Raw genomic sequence first — 18,001 nt, forward strand, 5'->3', positions numbered from 1 at the left:
CTTGCGCACGCGCGCATCGTCCAGCCACACGTCCACCACCTCGGGCGTCTTCTCGCGCGAGGCGGTGACGATGTTCAGCACGCCCGGCGGCACCCCGGCCTCGTGGGCGAGCAGCACCAGGGCCAGCGACGTGAGGGGCGTGTCCTCGGCCGGCTTGCAGACCACGGTGCAGCCGGCGGCCAGGGCCGGGGCGATCTTGCGGGCGATCATCGCGGCGGGAAAGTTCCACGGGGTGATGGCGGCCACCACGCCCACGGGCTCCTTCAGGGCGAACATGCGCCGGCCGGGCACGGGGGCGGGGATGACCTCGCCGTTCATGCGCGTGGCCTGTTCGCCGAACCATTCGATGTAGCTGGCGGCATAGGCCACCTCGCCCTTGCCCTCGGCCAGGGGCTTGCCCTGCTCCAGCGAGATGAGCGCGCCCAGGTCGTCCTGGTGGGCCAGCACCAGATCGTTCCAGCGCTTGATGATGGCCGCGCGCTGCTTGGCCGGCACCTGGCGCCAGGAAGGAAAAGCGGCATGGGCGGCCTCCAGCGCGGCCCGGGCCTCGGGGGCGCCGGAGTCGGGCACTTCGGTGATCACGGTGCCGGTGGCCGGGTCGGTCACGGGCAGCAGCGCGCCGGGGCCGGGGTGCCACTGGCCTGCGATGAAGTTGGCGCTGCGGATCAGGTCGGGGCGGTGGAGAGTCAGGGGCAGGGTCAGGGGCATGGCAGGGACGGAATGGGGTTGGAATGAAATCGGGCTCCAGTGCAAATGACACTAGGGCATCGTGCTATCAATTTTGTAGTGATTGTGCCTGGCCCGGTTCAGCCAGGGTCAGCTCACGATGCCCAGGTGCCACGGCACGAACTCGTGGTCGCCCAGGCCCAGCAGCTCGCTCTTGGTGGCGCCGCCGCTTGCGTGCCGCAGGATCTGCTCGAAGATGCGCTGGCCCATCTCGGGCACCGTCAGTTCGCCGTCCAGGATCACGCCGCAGTTGATGTCCATGTCTTCCTCCAGCCGCTGGTACATGGCCGTGTTGCTGGCCAGCTTGATCGTCGGCGCCGGCTTGCTGCCGAACATCGAGCCGCGCCCGGTGGTAAAGCAGATCAGCTGCGCGCCGCTGGCGATCTGCCCCGTGGCCGCCACCGGGTCGTAGCCCGGCGAATCCATGAAGACGAAGCCGCTCTCGTCGATGCGCTCGGCGTATTCGTACACCGCGCGCAGCGGCGTGTTGCCGCCCTTCATCGCCGAGCCGAGCGACTTTTCGAAGATGTTCGCCAGCCCTCCGGCCTGGTTGCCGTGGCCCACCACGCCGTTGAACTGCGCGTTCTGCCCGGCCGCGTAGCGCTCCCACCAGGCCAGGCGGTCCAGCAATTTTTGCCCCACCTCGGGCGTGATCGCCCGGCGCGTGAGCATGAACTCCACGCCATGGATCTCCGGCGTTTCCGACAGGATGGCCGTGCCGCCGTGGCGCACCAGCACGTCCATCGCCGCGCCCAGCGCCGGATTGGCCGTGATGCCCGAGAACCCGTCCGAGCCGCCGCACTCCAGCCCGATCTTGAGGTGGCTGGCGCTCACCGTGCTGCGCCGCGCGGCGTTGGCGGCGGGCAGCATCGCCTCGATCGCCTCCACGCCCGCGGCGATGGTGGCGCGCGTGCCGCCCACCTCCTGCATCACCAGCGTGCGCATCAGGCGCCCGCGCTGCAATCCTTGCGAATCCACCAGCCCATCGACCTGGTTGCGCTCGCAGCCCAGGCCCACGATCAGCACGCCCGCCAGATTGGGGTGGCGCGCATACCCCGCGATCGTGCGGCGCAGCACGTCGAAATGCTCGCTGGGCGACGACATGCCGCAGCCGCTCGTCTGCGCGAACGCCACCACGCCATCGACGTGCGGGAAGGCCTTCATCCGCTCGGGCGTGAAGTGCGCGGCGATCTGCTTGATGACCGTGGCCGAGCAGTTCACCGACGACAGGATGCCGATGAAGTTGCGCGTGCCCACGCTGCCGTCCTCGCGCACGAAGCCCTGGAACGTGGCGCGCTCGGCTTGCGGCACATAGGCCACCGGCCGCACGTCCGCACCGAAAGCCGGGTCGCGGTAGTAATCGACCAGCTCGATGTTGTGGCTGTGCACGTAGTCGCCCGGCTCCAGGTCGCGCGTGGCCACGCCGATCACCGTGTCGTACTTCTTCACCTGCTCGCCCTGCGCGATGCGCCGCGCGGCGATCTTGTGGCCCGCCGGCACCTGGGCGCGCGTGCGCACGCCCAGTTCGGCGATGGCCTGCCCGATCGCCAGTGCCGACTTGGCCACCAGCACGTTGTCGTTGGGGTGCAGGTGCAGCAGCGGGCTGTCGGTGGGGGCGGGGAGCGGCGCAATGGCGTTCATCGGTGGGGCTTTCGGGTGGGGGCGCTTCGGGAGCGGCGCGCTCTCGCGGGGTGGGGCGGCGCGGCGGCTGCGATGCCGCCGCCCGTTCGCTCGGCATCAGCTCTTCATCAGCTCGCGCAGCTTGAGCTTGTCGATCAGCACGGTCTCCTTGGCGTAGACCGTGTTCACGTATTTTTCGTAGTCGGGGCCGTCCAGGTAAAGCAGCGGCGCATCGAGCCGGTCGGCCACGGCCTTGAACTCGGGGCTCGCCACGGCCTGGCGGAAGGCCTCGCGCAGCTTCGCCGCAATGGCCGGGTCCAGCCCCTTGGGCGCGCCGATGCCGTTGGGCGCATCCACCACCACGTCGTAGCCCAGCTCGCGCAGCGTGGGCGTGTCCTTGAAGCGCGCGGTGCGCTGCTCGCCCCAGGTGGCCAGCAGGCGCAGCTTGCCGGCCTCGACATGCGGCGCCCACGAGCTGGAATCGGCCAGCGCATCCACATGGCCGCCCAGCACGCCCTGCAGCGCTTCGGCGCCGCCCTTGAACGGCACGTGGTTCAGGCGGATGCCCGCCACGCTGGCGAATTCTTCCATGCCCACGTGCGTGGCACCGCCCACCCCCGCGTGCGCATAGGTCACCTGGCCGGGGTTCGCCTTGGCGTGCTGCACGAAGTCCTGCAGCGTCTTGAACCGCGAATCGGCCGGCACCGCGATGCCGAAGGTCTGGCCCGAGGTGCGAGCGAGGTAGGTGAAGTCCTTGCGCGGATCGGCCTGCAGGGTGCCCAGTTGCGAGAACCGCGTGACCGAGATCGGGATCTGCCCGATCGTGTAGCCGTCCGGCCGGGCGGAGGCCAGGGCCTTCGAGCCGATCATGCCGGAGGCCCCGGCGCGGTTTTCCACCGCCACCGCCTGGCCCAGGATGCGGCCGGCCACCGTGCACAGCGTGCGCATCGACTGGTCGGCCGTGCCGCCGGCCGGCCAGGGGCAGATGAAGGTGATCGGGCGCTCGGGATAGCCATTGGCCAGGGCGCGGGAGGGAAGGAGGGTGGACGTTGCGGCCAGCGCGGCCGCGCCGGCGGCGCCCAGCACGAACTGGCGCCGCTGCAGGGGGCGGGAAGAATTCATCGATGTCTCCGGTCTGTTTTTTATCGGGAAAGCACAGGCCGGATTCTTGGGCAGACAATCATTGCTTTCCAATGAATTAGCAGACTCGCTTCATAGCCTGCAGGTTATGAAGACGAACGGCACCTTCCCCTCGTTGAAAGGACGCACCGATGACCACCGAGCCGACCGAGGCCTTGCAGCAGGTGCTGCACCACGACATCCCGCTCACCCGCGACATGGGCCTGACCGTGCTGCGCTGGGAGGGCCACGCGCTGCACCTGCATCTGCCGTTGGAGCCCAACGTCAACCACAAAAGCACCATGTTTGGTGGCAGCCTGTATTGCGGCGCCGTGCTGGCCGGCTGGGGCTGGCTGCACCTGCGCCTGCGGGAGGCGGGCATCGAAGGCGGCCACATCGTGATCCAGGAGAGCCACATCCGCTACCCGCTGCCCGTGCGCGGGGCCGCGGTGGCGATCTGCGAAGCGCCCGACCCGGCCTTGTGGCGCACCTTCATCACCACGTACCAGCGCCGCGGCCGCGCGCGGCTGGCGCTGCACACCCACGTCCGGGCCGAGGGCAGCGAGGACGATGCGGTGCAGTTCACCGGGCAGTTCGTGCTGCACCGCTGACCGGAGCGGCGGCCGGCCCGTGCCGGCCTGTGCCCCGGTGCACGTGCTGCATCGCCCACCTGCGGCTTCCTTTCCTGTCCTGTCCTTTCCTTCAACCACCTTCCACGCCCACGCCCCATGAGCCAGATCGACCGCGTTTTACGCTCCAACCTCAAGCTGCGGCACCTGCAGATGCTCGTGGCGCTGGACCAGTTTCGCCACGTCGGCCGCGCGGCGGATTTCCTCTCCGTCACCCAGCCCGCCGTCTCCAAGACCCTGGCCGAGATCGAGCGCATGTTCGGCCTGCCGCTGTTCGACCGCTCCACGCGCGGCACCGAGCCCACCGCGGCCGGTGCGAGCGTGGTGCGCTTCGCGCGGTCCGTGCTGGCCGGCTACGACCGCACCCGCGACGAGATCGCCGCCGAGGCCAGCGGCGCGCGCGGCCGCACCAGCGTGGGCGCCATGGTGGCCGCCACGCCCGTGCTGCTGGCGCAGGCCGTGGAAAAGCTCAAGGCCCGGTCCCGCCACACCACCGTGCTGATCGAAGAGGGCGACCTGACGCGCTTGCTGCCAAAGCTGCGCCTGGGCGAGCTGGACCTGTTCGTCGGTCGCCTGGAGCCAGGCTACGCCTCGCCCGACCTGGAAACCGAGGCCCTCTACGACGACCCCATGGTCGCCGTCGTGCGGCCGGGCCATCCCCTGGCCACGAAGCGCAAGCCCCGCTGGGCCGACATCGCCGGGCAGCCCTGCGTGCTGCCCCCGCCCTGGGCCTCGCTGCGCGTGAAGCTGGAGCAGCAGTTCTTCGCGCACGACCTGCACCCGCCGGCCGACATCGTGGAGTCGGCGTCGTTCCTGTCGCAGATCACCTTCTTGCACCAGCGCGGCGCCGTGGCCTTCATGGCGCGCACGGTGGCGCGGCATTTCGCGGAGCAGGGGATGCTGGCGGTGGTGAAGGCGCCGGTGGAGATCGAGTTGCCGCCGGTGGGGCTGATCCGGATGCGGGGGGTGGAGGGGACGCCGGTGACGCAGGCGTTGGTGGGGTGTTTGAGGGAGGTGGGGAGGAGAGAGTAAATCGCTCTTTGTGACCCAGAGGCGACGATGACTATTAACCTGGTTGAAAATTGATAGAGGAAATATTTAAAAATATCTATTTTTAAGATAAGGGGTGTAATGGAATTTTTACCTGCAGGTGATGCATGGATTGATTATTAAAATGAGTGGTAATAGTATGATGAAGCCGATGATCAAGGCCCCATCCCCGCCTTGTGAGATGGGCGACGATGTTAGATTTCTGCTCGATTGAAATTTGGATGAAGGCGAGACTTGTACGACGTAGGTCTGGTTGGTTGCTTGTAATTCTCCAGTACGTGTGCCAGGGTTTTTTAAAAAACGCGTACCTTCGATGCTGCCACTTAAGACGTAACGATTGCCAGTGTCGGCGAAACCAAGAGCGCGTGCCGTGTCGGCAATTTCTTTGGATTGATTTTTTTCTTTGTTGAATTGAAGTGTCCACTCGCCCTTAATTTCTGTTTCTGAATCCAATTCGAAAGTGTTGAAGCTGGCGGAGAGTTGTGAATGTAGATTTGATTTAATCGCTGCAATGAGGTTTGCGGGTGGCTTGAAGATATAATCAAATTCGCGCCCAATGATTGCCAGGGTGTCTCCGTCGGGAGATATTGCGAGTGATTTGAAAATTTCTTTGTAGTAGAGTTGGCGGTCGATGCGGTTTGCGCAGCCTGTCAGGGTGATGGCTCCAGAAGCAATAAGTGCGCGGCGGCTGATTTTCATATGAATTTTTTAATAGTGGTGCAGTTACTTGCGTTGAATCTGGATTTTTATCGCTCACCGATGTCCCGAAAAAGTTGGCGAAACGTGATCCCAGAATGAAGATGAGCCAGAGCGATCTGACCCATCCGGCAAGTCCAATATTTTGCAATCAACTCGAGCCGCCTGATCGCATCGCCGACCGCATGGTGGCCATCCAAAATCCGACATCGTCGGCGCAGGTCCTGCCACTTCCTTGATCGCCGTAGCGATGGAGTCGTGTACGCCAAGCCGTATCCCTGGCGTTGTCAGTGGCCAGCATCGACGTCTCTTAACGAACCGTGGTATGTGCCAAATTCCAGACGAGGGCCTTTCCGCAACAAAGCCCCTTATGTGCGCCACCGCACATAACGTCTACCACGTTGTCCATATACTTTTTGAAACACATCCCAGCGAACAAGTCAAAAATATGTCCCGCGTGCCACTGCAACCTGACGACGTCTCCAGCAACGGAATACTGCATGCGATGGCCGCAGACGACCTGCAGCGCTGGCTGCCCCTCATCGATGTGCTCGAGCTTCCGCTGGGGCAGGTGCTGTACGAGTCCGGCGCGGCGGTGCGGCACATCTACTTTCCGGCCACCGCCATCGTGTCGCTGCTGTATGTGATGGAGGACGGCTCCTCCGCGGAGATCGCCGTCGTGGGGCGGGAAGGCGTGGTAGGCATTTCCCTCTTCATGGGGGGCGGGTCGATCCTGAGCCGGGCCGTGGTGCAGAGTGCCGGCCGGGCCTTTCGCATCCGGGCCGATCGCATCCGCGGCGACGTGGCCAATCCGGCCATCCTGCCGCTGCTGCTGCGCTACATCCAGGCACTCATCACGCAGATGTCGCAGACCGCGGTCTGCAATCGCCACCACATGCTGGACCAGCAACTGTGCCGCTGGCTGCTGCTCAGCCTGGACCGGCTGGAGGGCAGCACACTCGTCATGACGCAGGAGCTGATCGCGGGCATGCTGGGCGTGCGGCGCGAAGGCGTGACGGAAGCGGCCATGAAGCTGCAGAAGGCCGGGCTGATCCGCTACACGCGCGGGCGCATCGAGGTGCTGGACCGGCCCGCGCTGGAGCAGCGCTCGTGCGAGTGCTACGCCGTGGTCAAGCGCGAGTACGACCGGCTGTTGCCGCCCTCGCACAGCCTCTGAGCGGTTCGTTGCGGGGCCACTCGTGCGGGCCGCGCGCCCGGCCGGGCGGCGCGCTGGCCTTCCTTGATCCTTTATCTGTCTCAGCGCATGGCGTTGGGCGATACGTCGCTCATGGCCCAGGAGTACAGGGCGACAAACACGAGCGCATCGAACACCGCGCCGAAGCAGATGTACAGCACCGGCATGTAGAGCACCGACAGGTGGTGCATGAGGAAGGCCTGCGCCATGACCTGGTGGGGGATGAGCAACGCGAAGAACGCCAGGATCGCCAGGGTGTTGCCCACCTTCGACAGCAGGCTTTCGTTCAGGATGTAGTAGCCCGCGCCCAGCATCACCGGCGTGGCGACCATCATCACATAGCCGATGAACATCAACTCTTCGCTGTGCCGGGAAATCGTGTACGGAAAATGCTGCGGGATGAACCAGAAGTAGGCCAGCGCGAACGCCTGCACCACGCCGATGATGCGCATCGGGTACTTGAGGGGCAGGCTGGCTTTGCGCATCCGCAGCGAGGCCCCGAGCAGCGCCACCACCATGGCCGCCGCGGCCGCCATGCCGGCCATGCCGGGCAGGGGGCGGTCGCTCGCGCCCGCGGTGAGCGCCATGCCGTCCGAGCCCACGCGGCCATCGATCAGCAATCGCTGCAAAGGAATGTCCAGGGCCTGCGACCAGAACACGATGACGTCCCGCCAGAAGTCGAACAGCTCGCGCCGCCCCCACAACAGCAGCGCGCACAGCGCCGCGGGCAGCACGATGGCCTGGATCAGCAGGAAGGGCGTGACCTTGAGGGGGGTCATGGAGCGGTGCGGGCGGCTGTGCACCTGCCTGCCGGTTTCGCGCAACGCCTCGAAGGTGGCGGCGAAGGCGCGGCCGTGCGGATGCGCGGCATCTACCGGGATGGGGGTGGTTGGTGTCATGGCGTCTCCGCTCAGAAATCGTGGAACAGGCCGACGGTGGCGCCCACCCGCCGGTACAGCGGGTTGCTGTAGCGGTTCATGGCCAGCAACAGGCCGGTGTTCTGGTCGATCCAGTGCCGCCAGGCGATGCTGGCCTCGCGGCTGTCGAAGTTGACCAGCTGCGTGGCCGGGCCCGTGGCCAGATAGCCTTCGCCCCCCCAGCCGACCCGCGCGGTCACCAGGTCGGCCTTGGCGCGGCCCCAGGTCAGGGCCACGAAGTGCTGGCGCGTGTTCACGCTGCCCGGGGCGCTTTCGTTGAAGCGCACGCCGCCCTCGACGATCCACGGTGCCTCGAAGTAGTAGGTGGCCCCCAGCAGCACGCTGCGGTCGGAGTGCCCGTCCGGCGCCCTGTAGTAGCCCGCGCCCAGGGTGCCCACCAGCCGGCGGTCGGTCAGAAATTTGCGGTTCAGCGTGGCGTCCATGCGGTACTTGGGCAGGTAGAACGCACCGTCGCCAGCGCCGAGGGTCGCCGAGCCGTACCAGTCTTCGTCGAAGCGGTATGTATCGCCCACGCCCAGGTAGGTGCCGCCCACGCCGAAGCGCCGGTGCGAAGACAGCTCGCCCTGCAGCACGTGGCCGGGCAGGCCCCATCCGCCGGTGAGCGTCATGTCGCGCCAGTTGCCGTAGGGGCCGCTCAGGTGCTGCGTCCCCGCGCTGAGCTGCAGGCTGCGGGTGCGCTCTTCGACGGGTGCGGGCGGCGCGGGGATGATCAGGTCCTGGCCTGTGGCGGGTGCCTGGGCCAGGCCGGGCGCGGGCGCGCACAGGGCAAGCAGCCAGAGAAAGGGAAGGGCCGGGTGGCGTTGCATGCGGGGGGCTCCAATGGGGCGGTCGGGTCGGCTAGCGGCAGGCGGCCGCGGGAGGGGCGGCGTCCACTCCCTTGCTGGCCAGGATCTGGAAGGACACTTCGTCGGTGACCGCCCAGCGGGCCGAATGCCGCAGCGGGGCGCTGTGGCGCACCCAGCAGCGGGCGGTGTCCGGGTCGTTGCGGCGCAGCGCCAGCACGGCGATGATTCCCCACGGGTAGTCGGTCTGGCCCTGGGCCAGCCACTCGCTTCGGTGCCGGCGCATCCAGTCGCGGTAATGGGCGTCGGCCGAGTCCGGCAGCAGGGGAAAGCCCACCATCAGCGGAAACAGCTGGGCTACGTGGTCCGGGTAGAAGGCCGCCGGCTGCGCGCGCTGCTCCATCTGCGTGGACACCAGGAAACGGCGGTTCACCGGGTCCCAGAAAGTGTCGTGGATGGCCTGCGCCAGCCGCTCGGACGGCTCGGCGCCCGGCGCGCTCAGGGGCTCGCGCACGCGCAGCGACCAGACCTCCAGGTTGTCCATGAACAGGCCGTGCAGGTACACCGGTGACACCATGTAGATCCCGCGCGAGGGCTGGTAGAGGTGGGCCAGCGCCGCCCGGCTGGTGGTCTGGCTCTTGCGCAGGGCGGGCGAGGCTTTCACGTGCGCCGGCATGGCCTGCAGCAGCCTGAGCCACATCGCCAGCAGCGAGTCGTCGGCATCGGCGGTCTTGCAGGCCTTCCACCCACCGCCGTCATCGCGGCAGAAGCGGTCGAACGTGCCGTCGGGTTTTTGCTGCGGCACCAGCCAGTCCGCGAACCGGACGGCCGGGCCCTGGATGTCCAGGCCGTTGTCGTGTGCGAGCAGCAGGGCCTGCAGCGTGAAGTAGGGGTCGCTGGCCGCGCCGCCATGCAGGATGGTGATGGCGCCGCTGTCGCCGCCGTACGCCTGCAGGTCCAGCGGCGTGGCCGCGCCCGCCCTGCTGGCGATGCCTGCGGCGTGGGCGAAGGGCAGGGGCAATAACGCGATGGCGGCCAGGGCGTGCAGGGCGCGGGAGAGGCGGGTGTTCATGCCTGCTTCACCATGCCGATCTCGTGGGCCCAGAGCGTGCCGTGCACGACCGCGCCTTCCTCCGCCACGATGCAACGCCCGCTCACCGTTGTCAGCGCATCGGGTAACCCGACCACGGTGCGCGCGCCGAGCATCACATCGCCTTCGCACACCACCGGCCCGAGCGCGAGCGCGCCGGGCAGCAGGTACACGGACTGCTCGCAGGTGATGGCGCCGTGCACGACGGCCCCTTCGCCCAGCGTGATGCCGCCGCGCGCCTTGATGTCGCCGACCACGGTGGTGAAGGGGCTGATGGTGAGGAACCCCGTCACCACCAGGGAGCCACGGTAGATGGAGTGCTCTGCCAGCGTGCAGTCACCCCGCACCATGTACAGCTGCGGGGTCCGCTGGATGGCGTGCGCCAGCGTGGCATAGCTGGCCGTCTGCTGGGCCGGTGGCGTGGGGGTTGGCGCGGCCGTGGAGGGCTGACCCGTGTCCGGGCCTCCCAGCCGCACCACGGGCGCGTGGAGCCGCTCGAACCAGCAGGGGGCGGCCAGCTTCACCGCCGCGCCCGCGGACACGCGCCGCAGGGCCGTGCTGCCGGGGCCCAGGCGCAGCTCTCCGTCGGCATGCGCCCAATCGGCGATCTTGCTGCCGTTACCCAACTCCAGGTCGCGCGTGGCATAGAGGCTGGAGAACGCGCTGCCGGCACCCACGTGCATGCTGCCTTCCACGAACACGGGCTGCAGCGCGACGATGGCCGCGGGCGTCGTCACATCGCCGCATGCCAGCAGGCGGGCCCGGGCGCTGGCCCATGCCGCAGGCGCGGCGTCGGGCGGGATCAGGTCGAAGGACTCGTACCCCGTGGACTCGCCGTGGCCGAGCCGGGCCTGCGCGTCGGCGCGCAGCCGCCGGGCAAAGTGGTCGATGTCGGCCGCATGGTCGGGTGGAACCAGCAGGGCCGCGCTGTCGGTCGGGCGGCGCCATTCGCGGATGGCCGGCACGAAAGGCAGCAAGAACAGCGCGGCGCAGGCCGTCGCGAAGGCCAGCAGCATGGAAGGGTATTCAGGCATTTTTGACCTCGTTGCGGTAACGCGCCGTCTTGTCCCACACCATCTCGCGCTTGAAGAGAGCGTCCAGAAGCAGGCTCCACACGGCGCCGGAGATGGCGAACAGGCTCACCATGAAGCCCAGCATGTTCAATGGCAGCAGCCGCAGGCGCCTGCGGTTGCCATCGATCAGCACCGCGATGACGATTTCGAAGAACGCGGCGAAGTTGCCCAGCGTGCCGTAGACCATCAGCGCGAACACGGGGATCAGTTGCGACAGCAGCGACCCCGCGTTGAGGAAGTACAGCCCCAGCGCCAGGCACCAGCCGGCCAGCATGATGAGCGGGATCACGAAGACGAACAGCAGCAGCATTCCGTCCACGCGCTGGCCCAGCGTGAGGTAGGGGCTGGTGACGAACTTCCACCAGTGCCGCGCCAGCACCTGGTTGTGCCCCTTGGCCCAGCGCTTGACCTGCTTGATGCGCACGGGCCATTCCTCGGGCACTTCCTCGTAGCACTCCGAGCGGTTGGTGTAGACCGTCTTCCAGCCGTTGAACATGAGCCGGAAGGTGATGTCGGTGTCCTCGGCCAGCGTGTCGTCGTGCCAGCCGCCCACGGCCTCCACCGCCGACATGCGAACGCCGCCCACGGTGCCGCCGTACTGCGGCATCAGGTTCATGTTCATGCGCGCCTGCTGGTCGACCTGGTAGCCGGCCGAGCGCTCCAGGTCCAGCAAGCGGGTCAGCAGGTTCGCACCGCTGTTGACGGGCACCACGCGGCCCATCACCGCACCCACTTCCGGATCGAAGAAGGGCGCCACCAGTTGCTTGAGGAGCCCGCGCCCGGGTACGTAGTCGGCATCGAAGATGATGGCGATGTCGCCTTCGGCAAAGCGCAGTGCGTCCTTGAGCGCCGCCGACTTGCCCGGCTTGCCGCTGGTTCGGTGAAAGGGGGCCAGCCGGGACGGGAACCGTTCGTCGTAGCCGTTGATGATCTGCGCCGTCGCATCGCTGGAGCGATCGTTCACCGGAATGATCATCATGCGGTCGGCGGGGTAGTCGGTCTTGAGAAGCGCCTCGATGCAGCCGGCGATGACCTTCTCTTCGTTGTGCGCGGCAATGAACACGGTGATCATGGGCCACTGGGCCACCGCGATGTCCAGATAGGGATGGCGCTGTGTGCCGACGAGCCGGCTCATGGTGAACGCGAAGTGCCGGATGCCGTACAGCACCATGAACAGCACCACGAACATGAGCAGGTAGGCCATTACGGCGGCGACCGGCTGCGCCGAATAGGCGGGAAGAAGTCCGAGCGGATGCATGGTGTCAGGCCGCCAGGGGCAAGGGCATGGGTGCCGCGGGCGCCAGGTGGCTCGCCAGCACGGAGACGATGCGCTGGCATGCCTGGCCGTCGCCGAAGGGGCTGTGCACCTGCGCCATTCGCCGGTGCGCCTGGGGGTCGCCCAGCAGCCGCGTGACGTGCGAGACGATGGCGTCGTAGGACGGTCCGATGAGCAGCGCACAACCGGCCTGCACGGCCTCGGGCCGCTCGGTTTCGTCACGCAGCACCAGCACGGGCACGCCGAAGGTCGGGGCCTCTTCCTGCAGCCCGCCCGAGTCCGTGAGCAGCAGCCAGGCGTCGGCGAGCGCCTGCTGCATGTCCATGTAATCGAGCGGATCGCTCAGCCGGATGTTGGCGATGCCGCCCAGCAGCGCCTGCACCGGCTCGCGCACCACGGGGTTCTTGTGCACCGGAAACAGCACCTGCAGCCCGGGGTTCTGCCGCGCCAGATCGGCGATGGCGCGGCAGATGCCGCGCACGCCTTCGCCCCAGCTCTCGCGCCGGTGGAAGGTGACCAGCAGGTGCCCCCGCCCTGCGGCGCGGCGGCGCACCCCGTGGTGGGTGCAGGTCCAGTGCTGCGCATCCACCACGGTGTTGCCCGTCACGTGGATGCGTTCGTCGGGAATGCCCTCCGACCGCAGTGCGGTGCGTGAGCGCGAGGTGGGCGGAAAGTGGAACTGCGCGAGCCGGCTGATCATCTGGCGCAGCCCTTCTTCGGGAAAGGGCCGCGCCAGGTTGTAGGTGCGCAGCCCCGCCTCCACGTGGGCCACCGGCAGGCCACGGTAAAAGCCCGCCAAGGCCCCTGTGAACGCGGATTCGGTATCGCCCTGCACGATGACCAGCGCGTAGTCTTTCGCCTGCAGCACCGCGTCGATCTGGCGGCGGCAGCCGGCGCTGAATTCCTGCAGGGTGCTGCCTTCGCGGTGGAGCACGATGTCCGGCCGGATGGTGAAGCAATCCAGCATCTGGATGGCCATTTCGTCGTGCTGGCCCGTGTGCAGCCAATGCACGCGGGCCCAGCTGAGGGCCCGCAGCGCGTGGTACAGGGGCGCCAGCTTGATGATCTCGGGGCGCGTGCCCGAGACGATGAGAATGTCCTGCATGGCTCGATCCTTTGCGGTGTCGGGGGTGGGAGAGAGGAAAAAGCCAGGCATCCCGGAGGGACGTCGCAGTGCCGGCGCGCGCGCTGCAGTGGAGTGGCCAGAGCCCATGCTCCATCGGCCCGCTCTCCTTTTGCACGGCACGGGCGATGGTGCGTGCGGGTTGGAACGCGGTCTGTTTGCTGACCCACATAGCGTTGTAGGCGTGGGCCGCCATCGCCGCCTGGGTGAAAGAGAAGGGGCGGGTGCCGCAGGCGCGTGGCGGTGGAGCGCCTGCCCGGCACCGTTTCAGGGAGGGCTCAGGGAATGAATGCGGGGTTGCGTTGCGTGCGAAGCCGTGCCCGCGTTGGCGGCCTGGACGCGCCAGGACGTACGGCTGTGCAAGGTTGCACACGGCCGCGTGCCATCGGCCGCATGTGCTGGATCGGAGATGGGGCCGTTGGCCCTTGGCTGAGCACGGGCCGAAGCCAGGGCTGCTGGCAGGTCATGGCGAGGGAGCGGATCGCTGACGTGCCTGGCATGCGGCGCGAAGGCGTGACCCGAGCGGCCATGCGCGCCCCGGCGTCCGCCTCTGCCGCTGCCGCGGCAAGCGCCTGCCCGGCTGGCAGGGAGGACAGGACCTGCGTTGGAAAGAGGCGCTGGCAGCGCCCTCGTTGAAGGCGTGCCGCGCGTGGATCAGGCCCGTGCGATGTGTGCCGCGATGGCCTCGCCCACCTGGGTGGTGTTGGCCGTGCCCCCTAAGTCGGGCGTCTTCGGTCCGGTCCTGATGACCTCTTCGATCGCCGCCACGATGGCATCGTGCGCCTGCCGTCCCGCGCCCTGGCCTTGCGTCAAGAAGTCCAGCATCAGCGCGCCCGACCAGATCATGGCGATGGGGTTGGCGATATTTTGGCCGTAGATGTCCGGCGCCGAGCCGTGCACGGGCTCGAACAGGCTGGGGAAGGTGCGCTCGGGGTTCAGGTTGGCCGAAGGCGCCAGGCCGATGGTGCCGGTGGTGGCGGGCCCCAGGTCGCTGAGGATGTCGCCGAACAGGTTGGTGGCCGCGACCACGTCGAAGCGCCCGGGCTGCAGCACGAAGCGCGCGGTGAGGATGTCGATGTGCTGCTTGTCCAGCGTGACCTCGGGGTAGGCCTTGGCGATGTCGTCGGCGCGGGCGTCCCACCAGGGCATGCTGATGGCGATGCCGTTGCTCTTGGTGGCGAGGGTCACGTGTTTTTTGGCGCGGCTTTGCGCCAGGTCGAAGGCGAACTTCAAGAGGCGGTTGGCGCCGTGGCGCGAGTAGACCGATTCCTGGATGACGATCTCGCGGTCGGTGCCCTCGTACATGATGCCGCCCAGCGACGTGTATTCGCCCTCGGTGTTCTCGCGCACGACGAAGTAGTCGATGTCGCCGGGCTTCCTGCCGGCCAGGGGGCACGGCACGCCTTCGAAGAGGCGCACGGGGCGCAGGTTGATGTACTGGTCGAACTCGCGGCGGAACTTGAGCAGCGAGCCCCATAGGGACACATGGTCGGGCACGGTGGCGGGCCAGCCGACGGCGCCGAAGAAGATGGCGTCCACGCCGGCGAGCTGGGCCTTCCAGTCGTCGGGCATCATTTTTCCGTGGGCGGCGTAGTAGTCGCAGCTGGCCCAGTCGATGGTGCGGCATTCCAGTTCGAAGCCGAAGCGCTCGGCGGCGGTCTGGATGGCCCGCAGGCCTTCGGGCATGACTTCCTTGCCGATGCCGTCGCCGGGAATCACGGCGATCTGGTACTTGGTTTTCTGCATGGGGGTCCTTGTGGAAAAAAGCAGAGCGGCAGGTGCCGGATGGGGGCATTGTTCGGCAGTGCCTCGCAAAATACAATCCGCCGCCTGTGGTCTCATTCTTCACACTTCGTGCACAAAATTCCTTCCAACGACGACCTGCGCGTGTTCACCGTGGTGGTGCGCAAATCGAGCTTCGGCGAGGCTGCGACCGAGCTGGGCACATCGCCCGCCTATGTGAGCAAGCGCATCCGACTGCTGGAGGAGGATTTGGCCGTCAAGCTGCTGCACCGCACCACGCGCCGCGTGGTGGTGACGGAGGAGGGCGAGCGCGTCTTCCACTGGGCGCAGCGCATCCTGGACGATGTGGACCAGTTGCTGCAGGAGGTGGCCGTGACGCGGCGCGAGCCACGCGGCCTGCTGCGGGTGAGCTGCAGTTTCGGCTTCGGGCGGCGCGTGGTGGCGCCGGCGTTGTCGCGGCTGGTGGAGCGCCATCCGGCCCTGCAGGTGCGGCTGGAGGTGTTCGACCGGCTGGTGGACGTGGCGGGCGAGGGGTTCGACCTGGACGTGCGCGTGGGCGACGAGATCGCGCCGCACCTCATCGCGCGGCGGCTGGCCGACAACCACCGGGTGCTGTGCGCGGCGCCCGCCTATCTGGCGCGCCATGGCACGCCGCGCACGCTGGCGGAACTGTCCAGCCACGACTGCCTCGTCATCAAGGAGCGTGACCACCCGTTCGGCGTGTGGCGCCTGCGCAGCGGCGGCGTGGAAGAGTCGGTGAAGGTGCGCGGCCCGCTGTCGGCCAACCACGGGGAAATGGTGGTGCAGTGGGCCGTGGACGGCCGCGGCATCACGCTGCGCTCGCTGTGGGACGTGGGGCCGCAGTTGCGCGCGGGGCATCTGGTGCCGGTGCTGCCCGAGTGGCGGCAGGAGGCGAATGTGTGGGCCGTCTATCCCACGCGGCTCCATCTGTCGGCCAAGGTGCGCGTGTGCGTGGAGTTTCTGCAGGAGCACTTCCGCCAGGAGTGGGCGGCCGGCGGCGACGGCGCACCCATTGGCGCGGTGGGCGGTACGGGCGAATGAGGAGGGAGATATGGCGGGGTGCAGCGCGCTGGCACCCCGCTTTGCAAGGACGCGCATGGCACGCGTCCCGAGGGCCCGATCAGCCGGCCAGCGCGGCCTTCACGGCGGCGGAGACCTGGCCCATGTCGGCCTTGCCGGCCAGCCGCGTCTTCACCACGCCCATGACCTTGCCCATGTCGCCGGGGCCCGCGGCACCCAGTTCAGCCACGATGGCTTTCACGGCGGCCAGGGTTTCGTCGGCCGACATGCGCTCGGGCAGGTAGGCCTGCAGCACGGCCGTTTCAGACTTTTCCTTGTCGGCCAGGTCCTGGCGGCCCGCGCCTTCGAAGGCGGTGATGGAGTCCTTGCGCTGCTTGATGAGCTTGTCCAGGATGGCGACGACGGCGGCGTCGTCCAGCGTGATGCGCTCGTCGACTTCCTTTTGCTTGATCGCCGCCTGCAGCAGGCGGATGGTGCCCAGTCGCTCGACGTCCTTGGCGCGCATGGCGGTCTTCATGTCTTCGGTGATCTGTTCTTTGAGGCTCATGGTGTTCTCCGTTCAAACCAGGGGTGGGTGGGGTGGCGCGCTGTGCCCCAAACGAAAAAACCCGCGCTTGGCGTCCCTAGCGCGGGTTTTGCGGCGGTGAGGCCGGCTCTGTCAGAGCTTAGTACAGCTTCTTGGGCAGCTGCATGCTGCGAACGCGCTTGTAGTGGCGCTTGACGGCTGCGGCCTTCTTGCGCTTGCGCTCGGCGGTGGGCTTCTCGTAGAACTCACGGGCGCGCAGGTCGGTCAGCAGGCCGAGCTTTTCGATGGTGCGCTTGAAGCGGCGCAGGGCGACGTCAAAGGGTTCGTTTTCTTTTACGCGGATGGTGGTCATTAGCTAATGGTTTCCAAAATGTGCCCACAGAGGGTATCCAGGAGATCGGGCCTGAATGCCGTGTGCAGCGGGTTCCCCGTCTGTAACTAGTATTGGCCGACGGGGTATTGCCAGCAAAGCCGAAGATTATAGCCCTGTAATCCGCTCTGTCCATGGCTGCGTTCCGATCGCGTGACCATCGGGCGTTTGGCTTGGAATTTGCATGGGGCTCTGGTGGCGCTGATTCGATTCATCCCCCCGTTCGTTCCCGCAACCGCCCCGCGCCTTTCTTTCCCCGCGCGGGGCCCCAAGCACGACACCATGGCAATCATGCACCGCGTATCGGGCTGGCTGGGCCGGCTCAGTGTGGGCCGCAAGCTCATGCTCATCTACCTGCTGGACTTGACGGCCGTGATCTACGTCTCGGGCATCCTGATCCACGAGAAATTCCTGGCCATCGATTTCGCGCGCAAGGAGATCGTGGGCACCGCCTACGCCTCGGTGGTGCGCGATGGGCTGATGGGGGCGTTCATGGAGGGCGACGGCATTGCGGGCATCCTGCTGATCGACCGGCTGGCCGCGGTTCGCAGCGCGCACGACGGCGCGCTCAAGACCGGCGAGCCGGCTGCGCGCTTCGAGGCGCTGTTGCGCCAGTCGGCCGCCGGCGACCCCGCGGGCGAGGGGGGGGTGGGCGAGCCGGTGCGCGGACCGCTGCTGCGCCAGGGGCGCGAGCTGCTCACCACCGTGGGCAACCAGTCCAACCTGATCCTCGATCCCGACCTGGACAGCTACTACGTGATGTCGCTGATCCTGCTGCGCTTTCCGGAGTTGCTGCAGGTCACGCACGACACAGCGGCCTTCCTGAATGCGCCCGGTGCCCGCCAGGGCGACCACCGCGCGGCCGAACTGCTCACGCTGGCAGGCCGGCTCGATGCGGTGATGCTGGGCATCGATGCCGACTACGACCAGGCCTTCATCGCCGGCTCGCCCGCGCTGCGGGCGGCGCTGGACGCGCAGCGCGCGGCCTTGCGCCAGGCCGGCAA

The 18,001-nt window shown here is 67.5% G+C and carries 17 protein-coding genes and 1 pseudogene; 5 read left to right on the forward strand and 13 right to left on the reverse strand.

Annotated elements, in window-relative coordinates; genetic code table 11:
- The 3 genes from AC27IO_RS11710 to AC27IO_RS11720 all read right to left on the reverse strand — a co-directional run.
- Positions 1 to 696: aldehyde dehydrogenase family protein (locus tag AC27IO_RS11710; RefSeq protein WP_498739055.1), on the reverse strand; the 696-nt coding region annotated here is incomplete at its 3' end.
- 120 nt (positions 697 to 816) lie between these two features.
- Positions 817 to 2,367 carry a UxaA family hydrolase gene (locus AC27IO_RS11715; protein ID WP_498739045.1) on the reverse strand — a complete coding sequence of 517 codons (1,551 nt, stop codon included), beginning with the start codon at positions 2,365 to 2,367 and terminating at the stop codon, positions 817 to 819.
- 96 nt (positions 2,368 to 2,463) lie between these two features.
- Positions 2,464 to 3,468: a tripartite tricarboxylate transporter substrate binding protein gene (locus tag AC27IO_RS11720; protein ID WP_284431531.1), complete on the reverse strand. Its 1,005-nt coding sequence runs from the start codon at positions 3,466 to 3,468 to the stop codon at positions 2,464 to 2,466.
- Positions 3,469 to 3,617: 149 nt separating this feature from the next.
- Between AC27IO_RS11720 and AC27IO_RS11725 the strand changes: the two genes are divergently transcribed.
- Complete coding sequence (locus AC27IO_RS11725; RefSeq protein WP_498739046.1) at positions 3,618 to 4,076, forward strand: thioesterase domain-containing protein; 459 nt, start codon at positions 3,618 to 3,620, stop codon at positions 4,074 to 4,076.
- A 117-nt stretch (positions 4,077 to 4,193) separates the two neighbouring features.
- On the forward strand, positions 4,194 to 5,126 hold the full coding sequence (locus AC27IO_RS11730) for a LysR substrate-binding domain-containing protein (RefSeq protein WP_498739047.1): 933 nt from the start codon (positions 4,194 to 4,196) through the stop codon (positions 5,124 to 5,126).
- Positions 5,127 to 5,234: 108 nt separating this feature from the next.
- On the opposite strand, the gene AC27IO_RS11735 is transcribed toward AC27IO_RS11730, so the two are convergent.
- On the reverse strand, positions 5,235 to 5,843 hold the full coding sequence (locus tag AC27IO_RS11735) for a hypothetical protein (protein WP_498739048.1): 609 nt from the start codon (positions 5,841 to 5,843) through the stop codon (positions 5,235 to 5,237).
- Between the two features lie 445 nt (positions 5,844 to 6,288).
- On the opposite strand from AC27IO_RS11735, the gene AC27IO_RS11740 reads away from it, so the two are divergent.
- Entirely contained in the window at positions 6,289 to 7,017 is a 729-nt protein-coding gene (locus AC27IO_RS11740; RefSeq protein WP_498739049.1) for a Crp/Fnr family transcriptional regulator, read from the forward strand.
- A gap of 80 nt (positions 7,018 to 7,097) precedes the next feature.
- Here AC27IO_RS11740 and AC27IO_RS11745 read toward each other — a convergent pair whose 3' ends face one another.
- From AC27IO_RS11745 to AC27IO_RS11775, 7 genes are all read right to left on the reverse strand, one after another.
- Positions 7,098 to 7,934: a hypothetical protein gene (locus AC27IO_RS11745; protein ID WP_317355947.1), complete on the reverse strand. Its 837-nt coding sequence runs from the start codon at positions 7,932 to 7,934 to the stop codon at positions 7,098 to 7,100.
- A gap of 11 nt (positions 7,935 to 7,945) precedes the next feature.
- Positions 7,946 to 8,779, reverse strand: a complete 834-nt coding sequence (locus AC27IO_RS11750) for a YaiO family outer membrane beta-barrel protein (RefSeq protein ID WP_498739050.1) — start codon at positions 8,777 to 8,779, stop codon at positions 7,946 to 7,948.
- 31 nt (positions 8,780 to 8,810) lie between these two features.
- On the reverse strand, positions 8,811 to 9,827 hold the full coding sequence (locus AC27IO_RS11755; RefSeq protein ID WP_498739051.1) for a hypothetical protein: 1,017 nt from the start codon (positions 9,825 to 9,827) through the stop codon (positions 8,811 to 8,813).
- Positions 9,824 to 10,879, reverse strand: a complete 1,056-nt coding sequence (locus AC27IO_RS11760) for a bactofilin family protein (RefSeq protein WP_498739052.1) — start codon at positions 10,877 to 10,879, stop codon at positions 9,824 to 9,826. The genes AC27IO_RS11755 and AC27IO_RS11760 overlap by 4 nt, the downstream gene beginning before the upstream one ends.
- Complete coding sequence (locus AC27IO_RS11765) at positions 10,872 to 12,176, reverse strand: glycosyltransferase family 2 protein (RefSeq protein WP_284431536.1); 1,305 nt, start codon at positions 12,174 to 12,176, stop codon at positions 10,872 to 10,874. Before AC27IO_RS11765 ends, AC27IO_RS11760 begins: the two co-directional genes overlap by 8 nt.
- Before the next feature lie 4 nt (positions 12,177 to 12,180).
- Positions 12,181 to 13,299: a non-hydrolyzing UDP-N-acetylglucosamine 2-epimerase gene (gene wecB / locus AC27IO_RS11770; RefSeq protein ID WP_498739053.1), complete on the reverse strand. Its 1,119-nt coding sequence runs from the start codon at positions 13,297 to 13,299 to the stop codon at positions 12,181 to 12,183.
- Positions 13,300 to 13,971: 672 nt separating this feature from the next.
- On the reverse strand, positions 13,972 to 15,063 hold the full coding sequence (locus tag AC27IO_RS11775; RefSeq protein ID WP_498739054.1) for a tartrate dehydrogenase: 1,092 nt from the start codon (positions 15,061 to 15,063) through the stop codon (positions 13,972 to 13,974).
- A 108-nt stretch (positions 15,064 to 15,171) separates the two neighbouring features.
- On the opposite strand from AC27IO_RS11775, the gene AC27IO_RS11780 reads away from it, so the two are divergent.
- On the forward strand, positions 15,172 to 16,122 hold the full coding sequence (locus AC27IO_RS11780) for a LysR substrate-binding domain-containing protein (RefSeq protein ID WP_284431538.1): 951 nt from the start codon (positions 15,172 to 15,174) through the stop codon (positions 16,120 to 16,122).
- A 79-nt stretch (positions 16,123 to 16,201) separates the two neighbouring features.
- Here AC27IO_RS11780 and AC27IO_RS11785 read toward each other — a convergent pair whose 3' ends face one another.
- Positions 16,202 to 16,648 carry a GatB/YqeY domain-containing protein gene (locus tag AC27IO_RS11785; RefSeq protein ID WP_284411729.1) on the reverse strand — a complete coding sequence of 149 codons (447 nt, stop codon included), beginning with the start codon at positions 16,646 to 16,648 and terminating at the stop codon, positions 16,202 to 16,204.
- Positions 16,649 to 16,766: 118 nt separating this feature from the next.
- Positions 16,767 to 16,979 carry a 30S ribosomal protein S21 gene (gene rpsU / locus AC27IO_RS11790; RefSeq protein ID WP_007833691.1) on the reverse strand — a complete coding sequence of 71 codons (213 nt, stop codon included), beginning with the start codon at positions 16,977 to 16,979 and terminating at the stop codon, positions 16,767 to 16,769.
- 300 nt (positions 16,980 to 17,279) lie between these two features.
- On the opposite strand from rpsU, the pseudogene AC27IO_RS11795 reads away from it, so the two are divergent.
- A pseudogene (locus tag AC27IO_RS11795) lies at positions 17,280 to 18,001 on the forward strand (sensor domain-containing diguanylate cyclase); the annotation flags it as partial.

The sequence above is a fragment of the Acidovorax sp. KNOB132 genome, from assembly GCF_057541515.1.

Coding starts and splice junctions, on each gene's coding strand:
- AC27IO_RS11740 (WP_498739049.1), top strand. CDS start 6,289: ATGTCCCGCGTGCCACTGCAACCTGACGACGTCTCCAGCAACGGAATA.
- AC27IO_RS11755 (WP_498739051.1), bottom strand. CDS start 9,827: ATGAACACCCGCCTCTCCCGCGCCCTGCACGCCCTGGCCGCCATCGCG.
- AC27IO_RS11720 (WP_284431531.1), bottom strand. CDS start 3,468: ATGAATTCTTCCCGCCCCCTGCAGCGGCGCCAGTTCGTGCTGGGCGCC.
- AC27IO_RS11760 (WP_498739052.1), bottom strand. CDS start 10,879: ATGCCTGAATACCCTTCCATGCTGCTGGCCTTCGCGACGGCCTGCGCC.
- AC27IO_RS11745 (WP_317355947.1), bottom strand. CDS start 7,934: ATGACACCAACCACCCCCATCCCGGTAGATGCCGCGCATCCGCACGGC.
- AC27IO_RS11730 (WP_498739047.1), top strand. CDS start 4,194: ATGAGCCAGATCGACCGCGTTTTACGCTCCAACCTCAAGCTGCGGCAC.
- AC27IO_RS11735 (WP_498739048.1), bottom strand. CDS start 5,843: ATGAAAATCAGCCGCCGCGCACTTATTGCTTCTGGAGCCATCACCCTG.
- AC27IO_RS11765 (WP_284431536.1), bottom strand. CDS start 12,176: ATGCATCCGCTCGGACTTCTTCCCGCCTATTCGGCGCAGCCGGTCGCC.
- AC27IO_RS11715 (WP_498739045.1), bottom strand. CDS start 2,367: ATGAACGCCATTGCGCCGCTCCCCGCCCCCACCGACAGCCCGCTGCTG.
- AC27IO_RS11775 (WP_498739054.1), bottom strand. CDS start 15,063: ATGCAGAAAACCAAGTACCAGATCGCCGTGATTCCCGGCGACGGCATC.
- wecB (WP_498739053.1), bottom strand. CDS start 13,299: ATGCAGGACATTCTCATCGTCTCGGGCACGCGCCCCGAGATCATCAAG.
- AC27IO_RS11785 (WP_284411729.1), bottom strand. CDS start 16,648: ATGAGCCTCAAAGAACAGATCACCGAAGACATGAAGACCGCCATGCGC.
- AC27IO_RS11725 (WP_498739046.1), top strand. CDS start 3,618: ATGACCACCGAGCCGACCGAGGCCTTGCAGCAGGTGCTGCACCACGAC.
- rpsU (WP_007833691.1), bottom strand. CDS start 16,979: ATGACCACCATCCGCGTAAAAGAAAACGAACCCTTTGACGTCGCCCTG.
- AC27IO_RS11750 (WP_498739050.1), bottom strand. CDS start 8,779: ATGCAACGCCACCCGGCCCTTCCCTTTCTCTGGCTGCTTGCCCTGTGC.